Origin of the sequence: Aeromonas sp. R2-2, assembly GCF_040908355.1 — a bacterium.
Taxonomy (GTDB): Bacteria; Pseudomonadota; Gammaproteobacteria; order Enterobacterales; family Aeromonadaceae; genus Aeromonas; species Aeromonas veronii.
Map to the genome: position 1 here is coordinate 35,337 of NZ_JBFODQ010000071.1, position 12,561 is coordinate 47,897.

Below are 12,561 nucleotides of genomic sequence, written 5' to 3' on the forward strand. Positions count from 1 at the left end.
TTGCCGGGGCTTTCTTTAAGGAGCAAAGATGTTGTACCCCATCGCCAGGCATTTCCTGTTCAAACTCAATCCGGAACAGGCTCACGATCTCTCCATGAAATATTTGCCCCGCCTTCTCGGTACGCCACTCGATTGTTTCTTCCGCCAGAATTTGCCGAAACGCCCCGTCACTGTCATGGGGCTTTCTTTTGCCAATCCAGTGGGATTGGCGGCCGGTCTGGATAAAGATGGTGAGTGCATTGACGCGCTGGGCGCCATGGGATTTGGCTTTATCGAGGTCGGTACCGTCACCCCCAGACCCCAAAGCGGCAATGACAAGCCCCGCCTGTTCCGGGTTATTCCGGCAGAGGGGATCATCAACCGGATGGGATTCAACAACAAGGGGGTGGATCATCTGGTGGCCAAGGTAAAAGAGGCCAAATATCAGGGAGTCATCGGCATTAATATCGGCAAAAACAAAGACACTCCCATCGAACAGGGCAAGGATGATTACCTGATCTGCATGGACAAGGTTTATGATCATGCCGGTTATATTGCCGTCAATATCTCTTCCCCCAACACCCCGGGGTTGCGTTCGCTGCAATATGGCGAGGCGCTGGATGAATTGCTGGCAGCCCTCAAGGTACGTCAGCAAGAGCTGGCCGCCCAATATAAAAAGTATGTGCCGCTGGCGGTTAAAATTGCCCCGGATTTAAGCCTTGAAGAAATAGATCAGGTGGCCGCGTCGCTGGTGCGTAATGGTATTGATGGGGTTATCGCCACCAATACCACCCTCGAGCGCGAGATGATTTATGACATGCCCCACGCCGTTGAAGCGGGTGGCCTGAGTGGTCGTCCGCTGCAGCACAAGAGTACCGAGGTGATCCGTCATCTGGCCAAGGCGCTCAATGGTGCTCTGCCAATTATCGGGGTGGGTGGTATTGATAGTGCCATGGCCGCCCGTGAAAAATTGGCCGCCGGTGCCAGTCTGGTACAAATTTATAGCGGCTTTATTTATAAAGGGCCGGGGTTGGTCAAAGAGATTGTGACCAATATTTAAGAAATAGATGGCGGAGCCCTTTATTTGACGTTGCTGATTTCCTGCATATGGAATAAAGTCAACTGGTAATTATCAAGTAAGGGCTCCAACATGTTTATCCAACCGACCGATAGCTGGCAATGGCACTATGATGCCCAGAGTGACCGTCTGATGTTGGACCTGTCTGATAACATGTTATTTGCGACCGAGTATAAAGGGCGGCAATTGGTGCCCAGCTCGTTTACGACCCAACCTTTTTGTGTCGATGATGCCGCCCTCTATTATCAGTTGATGGATAAAGCAGCCGAACTTGAGTGGAGTATCCCGCATCAGGTTCAGTTGGTGCTTAATGCCATCGCGGTCAGTCGTTTTTATAAACCCCTGATGCCGCAAAGCTGGTTTTTTAGTGAACAGCATCCGCAAGTGATCCCGCAAAACGGTGAGCTGGTCCTGATGAATACACCCCATGGCAACGGCGAATTTATGGTCATTGAGGCAGGGGATCAGGCTAGCGTCTGTTTGAACCTCACTGCCGATCTGGTATTGACCACCAGTAAAACCTTGCCGCGTTTCGGGGTGATCAAGGTGATGAATAACCGGATGAAACAGCGTATTACCGTGACCGAGCAATATCGTCAGGTCAGTTGATATATTTTCATCAATCTTTTTATCTCTGTGATTACACCGCTGCCTGTTTTTACTGTGGTAACCTCCATAGTGCTTCGTTTCTGATACTTCATTTATCCGCGAACATCTTGCCCATTCTCATTGATCTTCATGGTTGTGATCCAGCCTCTCTTGAGGCTTGTTACAGTCACTTGCACCTTGTGTTCTGACCCACGCAGTGTCTTGGTCTTCCGTGCTGCAAGCATGGTGCCTTCCTCTTGTTTCGTTCTGCTTGCGTAGTGCCTCCACCTCACTATCAACACATCACTCACTCAAGCGATTTTCTTCATACGACATTTTATTCTTGAAACGAGAGCTATTCTCACTTACATTTTGTTATAACATAACAAAATGGGGTTGCTATGAAGCCTCATATTCATCCGGATTATCGTTTGGTGCTGTTCCATGACACGGCAGCAGATGCCTTTTTCCTGGTCGGTTCAACCATCAAGAGCGATCGCCGCTACACGTGGCAAGACGGGAAGGAGTATCCCTATGTATCGCTCGATGTTTCCAGTCAGTCGCACTCGTTCTATACCGGCAAGCAGAAGCTGGTATCGAGTGAGGGGAGTGTGGCCCGTTTCAACAAGCGCTTTGGCGCATTTTCAAGCAAGAAGGAGTCCTGAATGCAGGTCGTCTGTTCACTCAAATCCGCACGGGCGCGCCACCCCGATTGTCAGTTGGTGCGCCGTCGGGGCAAATTGTTCGTGATTTGCAAAAGCAACCCCCGTTTCAAGGCCCGTATGAAGTGATCCGCTAAATGATGTCCGGCCCCATGATCTCGCCATCGGGTAGTCATGGGGCCTTTTACCTTTTCGCCACCTATCAATCTGTTTCCATCCTGCTGTTTGCGCCGACTTTTGCATGCTCCAGCCCGCCTGATGAGGTATAATGCGGCACTATTTTTATGGGTTCCCCGTGAGCGTGATGAAAGAATTTTTTGCAACCTGCCCCAAGGGGCTGGAAAACCTGTTGGCCGACGAGCTGACCACCTTGGGCGCAGAGCAGGTCCGTGAGACCGTGGCTGGCGTCCACTTCAAAGGCGAACTGGCGATTGGCTACAAGGCCTGCCTGTGGAGCCGTTTTGCCTCCCGTATAGTGCTGGTGCTCTCCGAATTCCAGATGAACGACGATCTGGATCTCTATCTGGGCGCCCACACCATCCCCTGGGAAGAGCACTTCTCCGGTACCGCCACCATTGCGGTGGACTTTACCGGTACCAACCCCGCCATTCGCAATACCCAATATGGCGCGCTGAAGATCAAGGATGCCATCGTCGACCGCTTCACCAAGCGCGGTCACGTGCGTCCGGACGTGGACAAGAAGTCGCCGGATATCCGCATCATGGCGCACCTGGGCAAAGGCAAGGCCAATATCACGCTGGACTTGTCAGGCCCGGCGCTGCACCAGCGTTTCTATCGTCAGGGCACCGGTGAGGCGCCCCTCAAAGAGAACTTGGCCTGCGCCATGATTGCCCGTAGCGGCTGGGCCGGTGAGCCCATGATGGACCCCATGTGCGGTTCCGGTACCTTGCTGATTGAAGCGGCCTTTATCGCCGCCGACATGGCGCCGGCGCTGCGCCGCGAGCGCTTCGGTTTCGATCGCTGGCTGCAGCACGATAGCGAGCTGTGGCAGAGTCTGATGATGGAAGCGCAAGTGCGTGCCAAACGTGGCATGCAGCGTTGTGAAGTAAAACTGTTTGGTTGCGATGCCGACCAGCGTGTGCTGCTCAAAGCCCGTGATAACGCCAAAGCGGCCGGTGTGGCCCACCTCATCACCTTCAAGCAAGCCGATGTCACCAAGCTGGAAAACCCACTGTCGATGCCTGCCCCTGTTGAAGGGGAAGAAGGTCAAGGGGAGGCCCGCCAGGTCGGTATGCTGATTTCCAACCCGCCCTATGGTGAGCGTCTTGGCGAATTTCCGGCGCTGCTGGAAGTGCACCAGGCGCTGGGCGATGCTCTGCGTCGCAGCTTCCAGGGCTGGAGAGTATCCATTCTTTCTGCCTCACCGGAGCTCTTGAGCTGTCTGCGCCTGCGCGCCGATAAGCAATATCGCCTGTTCAACGGCGCCCTCGAGTGTCAGCTGCGCAATTATCAAATCGCACTGGACTCCGTGGCTTCCCAAAAAGAGGTGGCACAGGACTTTGCCAACCGTCTGCGCAAGAATCTGAAAACCCTCGAGAAGTGGGCCAACAAAGAGGGCATCGATTGCTATCGCATCTACGATGCCGACTTGCCGGAATACAACGCTGCCATCGACCGCTATCAGGACTATCTGGTGGTGCAGGAGTATGCCGCGCCCAAGGACATCCCCGCCCAGAAGACTCGTCAGCGTCTGCTCGACATGGTGCAGGCCGCCATCAAGGTGACCGGCATGGACGGCGAGAAGGTGATCCTGAAGGTGCGTGAGCGTCAGGAGGGCAAACAGCAATATCAGAAGCTCTCCGAAGAGCAGCACCGGATGGAAGTGCAGGAGTACGGCGCCCGTCTGTGGGTCAACCTCTACGACTATCTGGATACCGGCCTGTTCCTTGACCATCGTCAGACTCGCCGCATGCTGGGTCAGATGGCCAAGGGTAAGCGCTTCCTGAACCTGTTTGCCTATACCGGTAGTGCCACCGTGCACGCAGGTCTTGGCGGTGCCAGCGAGACCACCACAGTGGACATGTCCCACACCTACCTGAACTGGGCGCAGGACAACATGCGTCTCAACTCGCTGGTGGGCCGTCAGCACAAGTTTGTCCAGGCAGATTGCCTGAAGTGGTTGTCTGAAGCCGATGAGCAGTACGACCTCATCTTCATCGATCCGCCCACCTTCTCCAACTCCAAGCGGATGGACGAGAGCTTCGACGTACAGCGTGATCACCTGCTGCTGATGCAGCATCTAAAACGTCTGCTGGCGGCGGACGGCACTCTGGTCTTCTCCAACAACAAGCGTCACTTCAAGATGGATCTGGCCGGTCTCGAGGCCACTGGTCTCAAGGCCCAGAACATCACCCAGAAGACGCGACCGAAGGATTTCGAGCGCAACCAGCACATCCACAACTGCTGGATCATCACCCATGCGCCGGAGCAAGGCGAGGCGTGATGCTGACCCTGTTTCATACCGACGGTTGCCACCTGTGCGAGCAGGCCTGGGCGCTGGTGGAGGAGGCAGGTCTTGCCGTCGCCACCTGCCAGTGCGACATCATGGATGATGAGCAGTGGCTTGCCGCCTATCGGGTGCGCATTCCGGTACTGCGTGACGAAGCAGGCCGCGAGCTCGGTTGGCCCTTCACACTGGCCGAGCTCAAAAGCTGGGCCGCCCGTCAGGGGTGAGAGTGATTTGACGATAAAACGGGGGCAGACCCAGTCTGCTGCCCGTTTTTTTCATATGAAATAAGGAACACACATGGCTCTTTTAACATTGCACGGCGCATGTCTGTCGTTCAGTGATTTCCCGCTGCTCGACAATGCCGAATTGACCATCGAGCGGGGCGAGCGCCTCTGTCTGGTTGGCCGCAACGGGGCGGGCAAGTCCACTCTGATGAAGGTCATTGCCAGCGAATTGCCGCTGGACGACGGGCGTCTGGTGCTGCAACAAGATTTGAAAGTGACCCGCCTTGAGCAGGATCCGCCTGCTTCCAGCGAGCTGACGGTGTTTGACTATGCCGCCGAAGGGCTGGCGGGGGTGGGGGAACTGCTCAAGCAGTACCACCACATCTCCATGGAGCTGGCGAGCGATCCGTCAGACGCCAACATTCGCAAGATGAGCGAGTTGCAAGAGCAGCTCGATTATCAGAACGGCTGGCAGTTCGAGACCCGTATCAGTCAGGTGTTGACCCTGTTGGGGCTGGATCCTGACGTGACCCTTGACAGCCTCTCCGGCGGCTGGCTGCGCAAAGTGGCGCTGGCCCGTGCGCTGGCCTGCGATCCCGACTTGTTGCTGCTCGATGAGCCGACCAACCACCTGGATATCGAAGCCATCAACTGGCTGGAAGATTTCCTCAAGGATTTTCGCGGCGCTATCGTCTTTATCTCTCACGATCGGGAGTTCATCCACAAGCTGGCGACCCGGATCATCGATCTCGATCGCGGCGCCATCACCTCCTGGCCGGGTAACTACGACGAGTATCTGCAGGGGAAAGAGGAGTGGCTGCGGGTCGAAGAGCTGAAAAATGCAGAGTTCGACCGCAAACTGGCCCAGGAAGAGGTGTGGGTGCGTCAGGGTATCAAGGCTCGCCGTACCCGTAACGAAGGTCGGGTGCGCGCCCTTGAGGCGATGCGGATGGAGCGTTCCCAGCGCCGCGAGCTGCAGGGCAAGGCCAAGCTGCAACTGGACGAGGTCAATCGCTCCGGCAAGCTGGTGTTCGAGACCGAAGGGCTGGGGCTGGATTTTGGCGATCGCACCTTGTTCAAGGGGCTCGATCTGCAAGTGCTGCGTGGCGACAAGATTGCGCTGGTCGGCCCCAATGGCTGCGGCAAATCGACCCTGATCAAGCTGTTGCTGGGGCAGCTTGAGCCGACCCGTGGCACCGTCAAGGGGGGCACCAATCTGGAGGTGGCCTACTTCGATCAGTACCGCGAGCAGCTCGATCCCGAGCAGACCGTGGTGGACAACGTGGGGGAGGGTAAGCAGGAGGTGATGGTGCGTGGCCGCTCCCGTCATATCCTCGGTTACCTGCAGGACTTCCTGTTCGAGCCCAAGCGGGCCCGTACGCCGGTCAAGGCGCTCTCCGGTGGCGAGAAGAACCGGCTGCTGCTGGCCAAGCTGTTCCTCAAGCCGAGCAACCTGCTGATCCTCGATGAACCGACCAACGACCTCGACGTCGAGACTCTGGAGCTGCTGGAAGAGCTGCTTTCCGACTACCCCGGCACCCTGCTGCTGGTCAGTCACGATCGTCGCTTCATCGACAACACAGTGACCGGCTGCTGGCTGTTTGAAGGGGATGGCCGCATCAGCGATTACGTGGGTGGTTACGCCGACATGATGTCGACCCGCGAACAGCAGAACGCTCAACAACAGGCTAAGAGTGCAGCGGTCAAGGCCCCGGAGCCGGTCGTTGCCGCCGCGCCAGAAGCGCCGAAGAAGAGCAAGAAGCTCTCCTACAAGCTGCAGCTTGAACTGGAAGGGTTGCCTGCTCGTCTTGAGCAGCTGGAAGCCGAGCTGGATGCGCTGCAAAGCGAGATCAACCAGCCAGGGTTCTTCTCGCTGCCGGCAGATAAAACCCAGCCGAAACTCGATGCCCTCAATGCCGCTGAAGCCGCGCTGGAGCAGGCATTTGCTCGCTGGGAAGAGCTGGAAGGACTCAAAAATCAGGAGTAAGTTCCCTGTAATTAAAACTTAATCCAGTTCAGTGCCTTGTGTCACATAGCCCGGTTAGGGTGGAAGTTTTTGTTTGACCCAGTGCGCTCGCAGGAGTAAAGATGAAAGCGACCAATGTAGAATTGGTCGCTTTTTTTGTTCCACGAAGAGGGTCGTAGATGATGAAGAGACAGAAGCGGGACCGTCTGGAAAGAGCTCGTGCTCGTGGTTATCAGGCTGGCGTGGTCGGCAAACAGAAAGAAGCGTGTCCGTATCAATGCCTGGATGCCCGAGGGCATTGGCTTGGTGGTTGGCGTGACGCCATGGAAGGGCGGGGCTCAGGCCTCTTCATGAAGTAGCAGGTACTTCATCACTCATTACAAAAGGAAAGGGGCCGTTGTGGCCCCTTTGCGTTAATGCTGTTTTACCACCAATCAGAGAGATCAGAATGCGGTGGTATCTTTGAACAGGCCCACTTTCAGGTCGGTGGCGCTGTAGATCGGACGGCCGTCAACTTCGACCACACCATCAGCAATCCCCATCACCAGCTTGCGGTTGATGACGCGCTTGAAGGTGATCTTGTAGGTCACTTTCTTGGCAGTCGGCAGGATCTGGCCGGTGAATTTCACTTCACCTACGCCCAGAGCACGACCCTTGCCGGGGCCACCTTTCCAGCCAAGGAAGAAGCCAACCAGCTGCCACATGGCGTCCAGACCGAGACAGCCAGGCATCACAGGATCACCTGGGAAGTGGCAATCGAAGAACCAGAGATCCGGAGTAATGTCGAGCTCAGCCAGGATCTCGCCCTTGCCGTGTTCGCCGCCGTTGTCATTGATCTTGACGATGCGGTCCATCATCAACATGTTGGGGGCAGGCAACTGACTGTTACCCTCACCAAACAGTTCGCCACGGCTGCAAGCCAGCAGCTCTTCACGGGTAAAAGAGTTCTTGCCCTGTTCGCACAGGGAAAGGCGGGCTTCCATGGTGGTATTGTCTACGGTCACGCGGTATTTCCTTCAAATGGGTCAAAGCCGGGCCAATTTAGCTTACAGTTGTTCGCTAAACAACTCCGATCACTTCATCAGCGGCCAAACAGGCGCCCCAGCAGGGATTGTAGCAGTCCGACTTTGGCAGTGGAGCCGTTCAACTCGTCCAACCGCTCCTGAATACGGCCAAACAGGGTATCGGGCATATCAGGCTCACCGGCGACACAGCCTGTGAGCAACTCGATGGCCTCTTCCACATGATCCACCGGGTGGATGTGGAACTGTCCTGCTTCAACCGCTGCAATCACCTCGTCAGAGAGGTTCAGCTGCTGGATGTTGGTGCCCGGCAAAATGATCCCTTGCTTGCCGGTGATGCCGTGGATTTTGCACACCCGGAAGAAGCCTTCAATCTTCTCGTTGACGCCACCAACGGCCTGCACATTGCCAAACTGATCGACCGCACCGGTCACTGCGAAGTGCTGATAGATAGGCTGGCGGGCGAGGGCAGAGAGCAGGGCACACAAGCCGGTCAGGGATGCACTGTCGCCATCAATTTCGTGGTAAGACTGCTCGAACACCAGATTCGCCGACAGGGGGGAGGGGTTCTCTGCACCAAATTTGTTGGAGAGATAGCCGTGGATAATCATCATCGCCTTGGCGTGGATATGACCGGCCAGCTCCGCTTTGCGCTCGATATCCGCCACATCGCCATCACCAAGGTGTACGGTAGCGGTGAGGCGCACCGGTTCACCGAAGTCATAGGGGTGACCGGAGACCTGAATGACCGACAGGCCGTTGATCTGGCCAATCTCTTCGCCATCGGTTTGCAGCAGGATCTGGCCGTCGATAACACCCTGATCGGACTGCTCAACCAGATAGTTGAGGCGGTAATCCTGCTCTTCCAGTGCGCCGCGAATATGCTCGTCGGTGACCACATCAGATTCCAGCTCCCGGGCCAGACTGTCAGCCATCCGCATGATGGCGGAGAGTTGCACTTCGGAGAGCGATAGCCACTCCTGATGGTCACAGAGGCGGCTGGCATGACGACAAAGGGCGGCAAGGGCGGCTGGCGTGAAGTCCAGTAGGCTCCAGCGCTGACGCAGCCAGGCCAGGTACTGCAGAAATTCCTGCAGATCCTCTTCAATATTCACCTCTGATACCAGATCAGCGCGCAGGAAGATGCGCTCGGACATATCCCGATCCAGCATCTGGAACTCGGCCACGTCCAGTCGGTCACCCACCAGGATCAGCTTGAGCTTGATGGGGGTCGCTTCAGGCGCGAAGAAGGGGGTCAGAGTTTTCCCTTCCTGATAGGCGTTCCAGTCCAGCTCACCTTTTTGCATGGCATTTTTCAGTTTGAACCAGAGATGCGGCTGATCCAGCAGCTCATCCAGTTGCAAAATGAGGTAACCGCCGTTGGCTTCGCGCAGCAAGCCAGGCTCCAGCAGGTGCTGGTTAGCATAGACAGAGCCTTGCTCGGTCTGGTAGTTGATGGAGCCAAACAGGGTATCCCAGTTGAGATCACGGCCATAAATTACCGGCGCTTCCTGCGCTTCGTGGTGGATCAGCAGGTTGATCAGAATGGGGTGCTGGAATTCCAGACCCAATGCCACGTGAGCCGCCAGATCGGAGAGGAAATCATCGATTTTCGGATCATTGTTCTGCTTACGCATGATGCGGGTCACGATGCGTTCGGCATCGAGATGGTGGCTCAACAGCTTGAGCAGCTCGCCAACCATTTCGCAAAACTCAACGCCGGTGCCCGGTTGCAGGCGCAGCCAGATAGGTTTGTAGGGGTTGTTCAGATTCTCGGTGTAGCAGAGATCAAACAGGTCACCATCCTTGCCATTGGAGTCGGCAATCAGCGTCTGGCAAACGCCTTCGTAATCTGCGCCGGGGAACCCGTTGAGCAGCATGACCGGACAGTCACCATCAAAACTGGCAAGACGTTTGATGCCGGAAATGGCTCTGGGTTGCAGCGCAGCAAAGGGGATAGGTTCAAGCTCGCTAAGCTTGGGGAACTGTTCAATCGCAAAAGCGGGTTTTAATTGTTCTGATGTTAATTCAGCCACTTAAGACATCCGGTCGAAGATAGGATCAATTGTTGCCATTATACACAGTTCAATTAGTGGTGACAGGAAACAAGATATCTAATTTAACATAATATACATTATGCGCAGTGATGGTGACAGGAGGACGGAATGAAGAGAACTGAACAATGGAGCCGCTTTGATGCGGTTGACTGCTTGGCCACCGAGGCCGATATGGTTGCCTATCTGCAAGCAGCTCTTGAAGATGGCGAATCCGGCGCTGCTGACTGCGGCGTTTGATGATGTGGAGCGCGCTCGCGCCAAACTGCGTGGCCAGCCGCGCTACACGCTGGAAGAACTGTTGGCTCAGTGTGCTCCCAATGCTGGTACATTTGATGAGCTTGATAGGATGTTGAATTCAGGGTCAGAGATTTGATCTTTTATTCTCGTATGCCGTTCAACTTGTCCATGGGAATGTATTGTGCGATAAAAATGAGGCCTCTCATGAGGCTGCGCTAATCAACTATAGAGGATCCTTGAATGGCAAAGAAGCCTGCACCTAAGTACCGTGACGCAGAAACAGGACAGTATGTTCCAAAGAAATATGCAGATAAGCACCCCAGTACAACGGTGAAAGAAACTGATAAACCGAAGAAAAAGTAAATGAGAGCTACGTGTAATTAATGCCGATAATCCCATTTATCGGCATCATTGTGAGAGATAACAAGGCTTTCTTCAACCGGTTCTGCGGCACAATATCCAGCGCATGACGATAAACCGTCACGAATGCCAGTCTCGGCCAGCTTAAGAAGATCCTCACCCAAGTCAGCAAGACCTGCTATCCGGTTCCCGTGCTGTTTGGCAATGTAGAGGTCGGCCAACTTGGCCAACTGATCCGCCAAAGCCCCCTCGCCCACAACATCTACTCGCTCAACCAGGAAGTCAGGCGGTGCCTTTTCCTGGTTGAAGTAGTCATCCCAATGATCAGACATACCCCCTCCCCTTAGTCGATATTCTGAAACCACAAATGTCCCATTTTGAGACAAGAGTTCACTATTAAATCAATACGTTGTGCGGAATCCCCCTCACTTATTGAGCGTTATGTTTGATTTTCACCGTTCTAACTATCGTCATTACCGTGAATATTCTTGGAAATCTCTGTCCCCTACTTGAAAGGTCTCTCTCTGGAAATATTGATACTCCTTCTTGTAAAACAGCCATAAAAATGCCGACTATCGCGATAGACTCCCCTCCCCTTAAATCGTCACGGCTTATTCAGCTTGAAGAGTATTCGCCATTTCATTTTGGAAGTTGGGTCAATTCATATTCAAGGCACGTTTGGCGATGGCCAATGTGGATGACTGGCAGGTCAAGTAGAGGTTGCTGTTAAACTGCTGCAATATGCGTTTGAGCTCATTCATATCGTCGTGATGGAGGGTTAAGGACCAGAGTGCTCGGGGCTGGCCGTGATGGAGGCCATTGGTATAGATAATGGTGCAATCTTCGATACGCAACTCTTTGCAGTGGGCCTCCATCTGCAGGCCCACATCCGGAAACCAGATATGCAGCGTGCCTGAAGAGATAATGGTGAACTGGGCTATGAGCGACCCTTTGCCAACGATCCTGAAGGTCTTTTCCACCACTGCCACTTGCATACCTGCTCCTTGGTATCTCATTAATATTGATATCAATATCACCAATGATGACTGGATATGCAAGTGTGATAACAAGGCGCTGTTCAACCGAATATGACTGCTTCCGGCATGTTACTTAGCTTTCGGCATCGGGTGTTCTCGTTGTTTCAGCAAGCAATTTCGTTTTTTGCTTCTCTGCTACGGGATAAATATGTATGCCGCAGATGGCAAGGTGCCTGTTCTGAATCATCCATGTGAGCCAAAAATATTTCCTGAACCGATTGTCATCCAGAGAAGTACAACATTGCCGAGCCAACTTCTATGACACTCCAAACAAGCCATTCTGTTTTCTAAGAGCAGTCAATACAAATCAGGGTCATGTCACGTTGTTCATTAGCTTTTGTGAACGTTATCTCTCACTTGTTGATTCAATCGGTCCAGCGGTTTTTGCTGGGCGCTCTCATGTCGTTCACTGTTGCTGGTGTGCAGGTATTTCGAAGTGGTGTCGATGCTGTCATGCCCGGCATCGGCCTGTACATGGGAGAGCGGCCGCCCATGCAGGTTGATGTCATGGGTTATCCCGGTGTGGCGGATCGCATGGGGAGATAGTTGCCGCATTTCGGCCGCATCCTGGACAAATCCAGCCTGCTCTGCCAATTCTGCGCCTTTACCGATGATCACCATGATCAAATCCCGTAACTGGCGAATGCCGAGGTTGGCGTTGATCTCCCCCTGCTCGCGGCCGTGGGCTGCCGCTTTATGACGAACGAACAGTGGCGTCTGTTCATCCGGTGTCGGCAAGGGAGAGAGACCGAGGAAACGGCGGTAGCGCTCGAGTGCCGCCAGCAGCGCTTGGGATACCGCTACGGTACGCCGTTTGCCCCCCTTGCTTTGCGGAATAAAGTAGCCCCAGACGCCGGTTTTACGATCCCGCCTGAACTGCC

At 54.6% G+C, this 12,561-nt stretch carries 16 protein-coding genes; 11 read left to right on the forward strand and 5 right to left on the reverse strand.

Annotation, left to right across the window (positions count from 1 at the left end; all coding sequences use genetic code 11):
* The first annotated feature begins 28 nt into the window (after positions 1-28).
* The 8 genes from pyrD (at position 29) to rmf (ending at position 7,326) form a co-directional block, all read left to right on the forward strand.
* Positions 29-1,039, forward strand: a complete 1,011-nt coding sequence (pyrD, locus tag AB5Z09_RS14660) for a quinone-dependent dihydroorotate dehydrogenase (RefSeq protein WP_368195567.1) — start codon at positions 29-31, stop codon at positions 1,037-1,039.
* 90 nt (positions 1,040-1,129) lie between these two features.
* Positions 1,130-1,666 (forward strand): cell division protein ZapC, encoded by a 537-nt coding sequence (locus tag AB5Z09_RS14665; RefSeq protein ID WP_267516739.1) that lies wholly within the window; start codon positions 1,130-1,132, stop codon positions 1,664-1,666.
* A gap of 380 nt (positions 1,667-2,046) precedes the next feature.
* Positions 2,047-2,310, forward strand: a complete 264-nt coding sequence (locus AB5Z09_RS14670; RefSeq protein WP_368195568.1) for a type B 50S ribosomal protein L31 — start codon at positions 2,047-2,049, stop codon at positions 2,308-2,310.
* Positions 2,311-2,436: a type B 50S ribosomal protein L36 gene (gene ykgO / locus AB5Z09_RS14675; protein WP_005336596.1), complete on the forward strand. Its 126-nt coding sequence runs from the start codon at positions 2,311-2,313 to the stop codon at positions 2,434-2,436.
* 139 nt (positions 2,437-2,575) lie between these two features.
* Complete coding sequence (rlmKL, locus tag AB5Z09_RS14680; RefSeq protein WP_203119168.1) at positions 2,576-4,771, forward strand: bifunctional 23S rRNA (guanine(2069)-N(7))-methyltransferase RlmK/23S rRNA (guanine(2445)-N(2))-methyltransferase RlmL; 2,196 nt, start codon at positions 2,576-2,578, stop codon at positions 4,769-4,771.
* Positions 4,771-5,001: a glutaredoxin family protein gene (locus AB5Z09_RS14685; RefSeq protein ID WP_139443761.1), complete on the forward strand. Its 231-nt coding sequence runs from the start codon at positions 4,771-4,773 to the stop codon at positions 4,999-5,001. The genes rlmKL and AB5Z09_RS14685 overlap by 1 nt, the downstream gene beginning before the upstream one ends.
* Positions 5,002-5,074: 73 nt before the next feature.
* Positions 5,075-6,988 carry an ABC transporter ATP-binding protein gene (locus AB5Z09_RS14690; protein WP_203119169.1) on the forward strand — a complete coding sequence of 638 codons (1,914 nt, stop codon included), beginning with the start codon at positions 5,075-5,077 and terminating at the stop codon, positions 6,986-6,988.
* 161 nt (positions 6,989-7,149) lie between these two features.
* Positions 7,150-7,326, forward strand: a complete 177-nt coding sequence (gene rmf, locus AB5Z09_RS14695; protein ID WP_010674759.1) for a ribosome modulation factor — start codon at positions 7,150-7,152, stop codon at positions 7,324-7,326.
* Positions 7,327-7,410: 84 nt separating this feature from the next.
* Here the strand turns inward: rmf and fabA are convergent, their stop codons facing one another.
* Complete coding sequence (fabA, locus tag AB5Z09_RS14700) at positions 7,411-7,950, reverse strand: 3-hydroxyacyl-[acyl-carrier-protein] dehydratase FabA (protein ID WP_196783564.1); 540 nt, start codon at positions 7,948-7,950, stop codon at positions 7,411-7,413.
* Positions 7,951-8,048: 98 nt separating this feature from the next.
* Entirely contained in the window at positions 8,049-10,025 is a 1,977-nt protein-coding gene (locus tag AB5Z09_RS14705) for a Lon protease family protein (RefSeq protein WP_005336580.1), read from the reverse strand.
* A 129-nt stretch (positions 10,026-10,154) separates the two neighbouring features.
* On the opposite strand from AB5Z09_RS14705, the gene AB5Z09_RS14710 reads away from it, so the two are divergent.
* The 3 genes from AB5Z09_RS14710 (at position 10,155) to AB5Z09_RS14720 (ending at position 10,646) form a co-directional block, all read left to right on the forward strand.
* The gene (locus AB5Z09_RS14710) at positions 10,155-10,283 is read left to right on the forward strand and encodes a hypothetical protein (RefSeq protein ID WP_258224299.1); all 129 of its coding nucleotides are present in this window, start codon (positions 10,155-10,157) and stop codon (positions 10,281-10,283) included.
* On the forward strand, positions 10,249-10,419 hold the full coding sequence (locus tag AB5Z09_RS14715; RefSeq protein WP_368195569.1) for a hypothetical protein: 171 nt from the start codon (positions 10,249-10,251) through the stop codon (positions 10,417-10,419). The genes AB5Z09_RS14710 and AB5Z09_RS14715 overlap by 35 nt, the downstream gene beginning before the upstream one ends.
* A 104-nt stretch (positions 10,420-10,523) precedes the next feature.
* Positions 10,524-10,646: a multidrug transporter gene (locus AB5Z09_RS14720; RefSeq protein ID WP_108540654.1), complete on the forward strand. Its 123-nt coding sequence runs from the start codon at positions 10,524-10,526 to the stop codon at positions 10,644-10,646.
* Positions 10,647-10,663: 17 nt separating this feature from the next.
* Here the strand turns inward: AB5Z09_RS14720 and AB5Z09_RS14725 are convergent, their stop codons facing one another.
* The 3 genes from AB5Z09_RS14725 to AB5Z09_RS14735 form a co-directional block, all read right to left on the reverse strand.
* A complete protein-coding gene (locus tag AB5Z09_RS14725) occupies positions 10,664-10,975 on the reverse strand; it encodes a hypothetical protein (RefSeq protein ID WP_368195571.1) in 312 nt (103 codons plus the stop codon).
* Between the two features lie 324 nt (positions 10,976-11,299).
* The gene (locus AB5Z09_RS14730; protein ID WP_368195572.1) at positions 11,300-11,638 is read right to left on the reverse strand and encodes a hypothetical protein; all 339 of its coding nucleotides are present in this window, start codon (positions 11,636-11,638) and stop codon (positions 11,300-11,302) included.
* 372 nt (positions 11,639-12,010) lie between these two features.
* Positions 12,011-12,561, reverse strand: a 551-nt coding sequence (locus AB5Z09_RS14735) for a tyrosine-type recombinase/integrase (RefSeq protein WP_368195573.1), incomplete at its 5' end; no start/stop codon positions are given.

What these genes read in the sequence shown, in the direction of transcription:
- pyrD (WP_368195567.1), top strand. Translation starts at nt 29, where the DNA reads ATGTTGTACCCCATCGCCAGGCATTTCCTGTTCAAACTCAATCCGGAA.
- AB5Z09_RS14665 (WP_267516739.1), top strand. Translation starts at nt 1,130, where the DNA reads ATGTTTATCCAACCGACCGATAGCTGGCAATGGCACTATGATGCCCAG.
- AB5Z09_RS14670 (WP_368195568.1), top strand. Translation starts at nt 2,047, where the DNA reads ATGAAGCCTCATATTCATCCGGATTATCGTTTGGTGCTGTTCCATGAC.
- ykgO (WP_005336596.1), top strand. Translation starts at nt 2,311, where the DNA reads ATGCAGGTCGTCTGTTCACTCAAATCCGCACGGGCGCGCCACCCCGAT.
- rlmKL (WP_203119168.1), top strand. Translation starts at nt 2,576, where the DNA reads ATGCGGCACTATTTTTATGGGTTCCCCGTGAGCGTGATGAAAGAATTT.
- AB5Z09_RS14685 (WP_139443761.1), top strand. Translation starts at nt 4,771, where the DNA reads ATGCTGACCCTGTTTCATACCGACGGTTGCCACCTGTGCGAGCAGGCC.
- AB5Z09_RS14690 (WP_203119169.1), top strand. Translation starts at nt 5,075, where the DNA reads ATGGCTCTTTTAACATTGCACGGCGCATGTCTGTCGTTCAGTGATTTC.
- rmf (WP_010674759.1), top strand. Translation starts at nt 7,150, where the DNA reads ATGAAGAGACAGAAGCGGGACCGTCTGGAAAGAGCTCGTGCTCGTGGT.
- fabA (WP_196783564.1), bottom strand. Translation starts at nt 7,950, where the DNA reads ATGGAAGCCCGCCTTTCCCTGTGCGAACAGGGCAAGAACTCTTTTACC.
- AB5Z09_RS14710 (WP_258224299.1), top strand. Translation starts at nt 10,155, where the DNA reads ATGAAGAGAACTGAACAATGGAGCCGCTTTGATGCGGTTGACTGCTTG.
- AB5Z09_RS14715 (WP_368195569.1), top strand. Translation starts at nt 10,249, where the DNA reads ATGGCGAATCCGGCGCTGCTGACTGCGGCGTTTGATGATGTGGAGCGC.
- AB5Z09_RS14720 (WP_108540654.1), top strand. Translation starts at nt 10,524, where the DNA reads ATGGCAAAGAAGCCTGCACCTAAGTACCGTGACGCAGAAACAGGACAG.
- AB5Z09_RS14725 (WP_368195571.1), bottom strand. Translation starts at nt 10,975, where the DNA reads ATGTCTGATCATTGGGATGACTACTTCAACCAGGAAAAGGCACCGCCT.
- AB5Z09_RS14730 (WP_368195572.1), bottom strand. Translation starts at nt 11,638, where the DNA reads ATGCAAGTGGCAGTGGTGGAAAAGACCTTCAGGATCGTTGGCAAAGGG.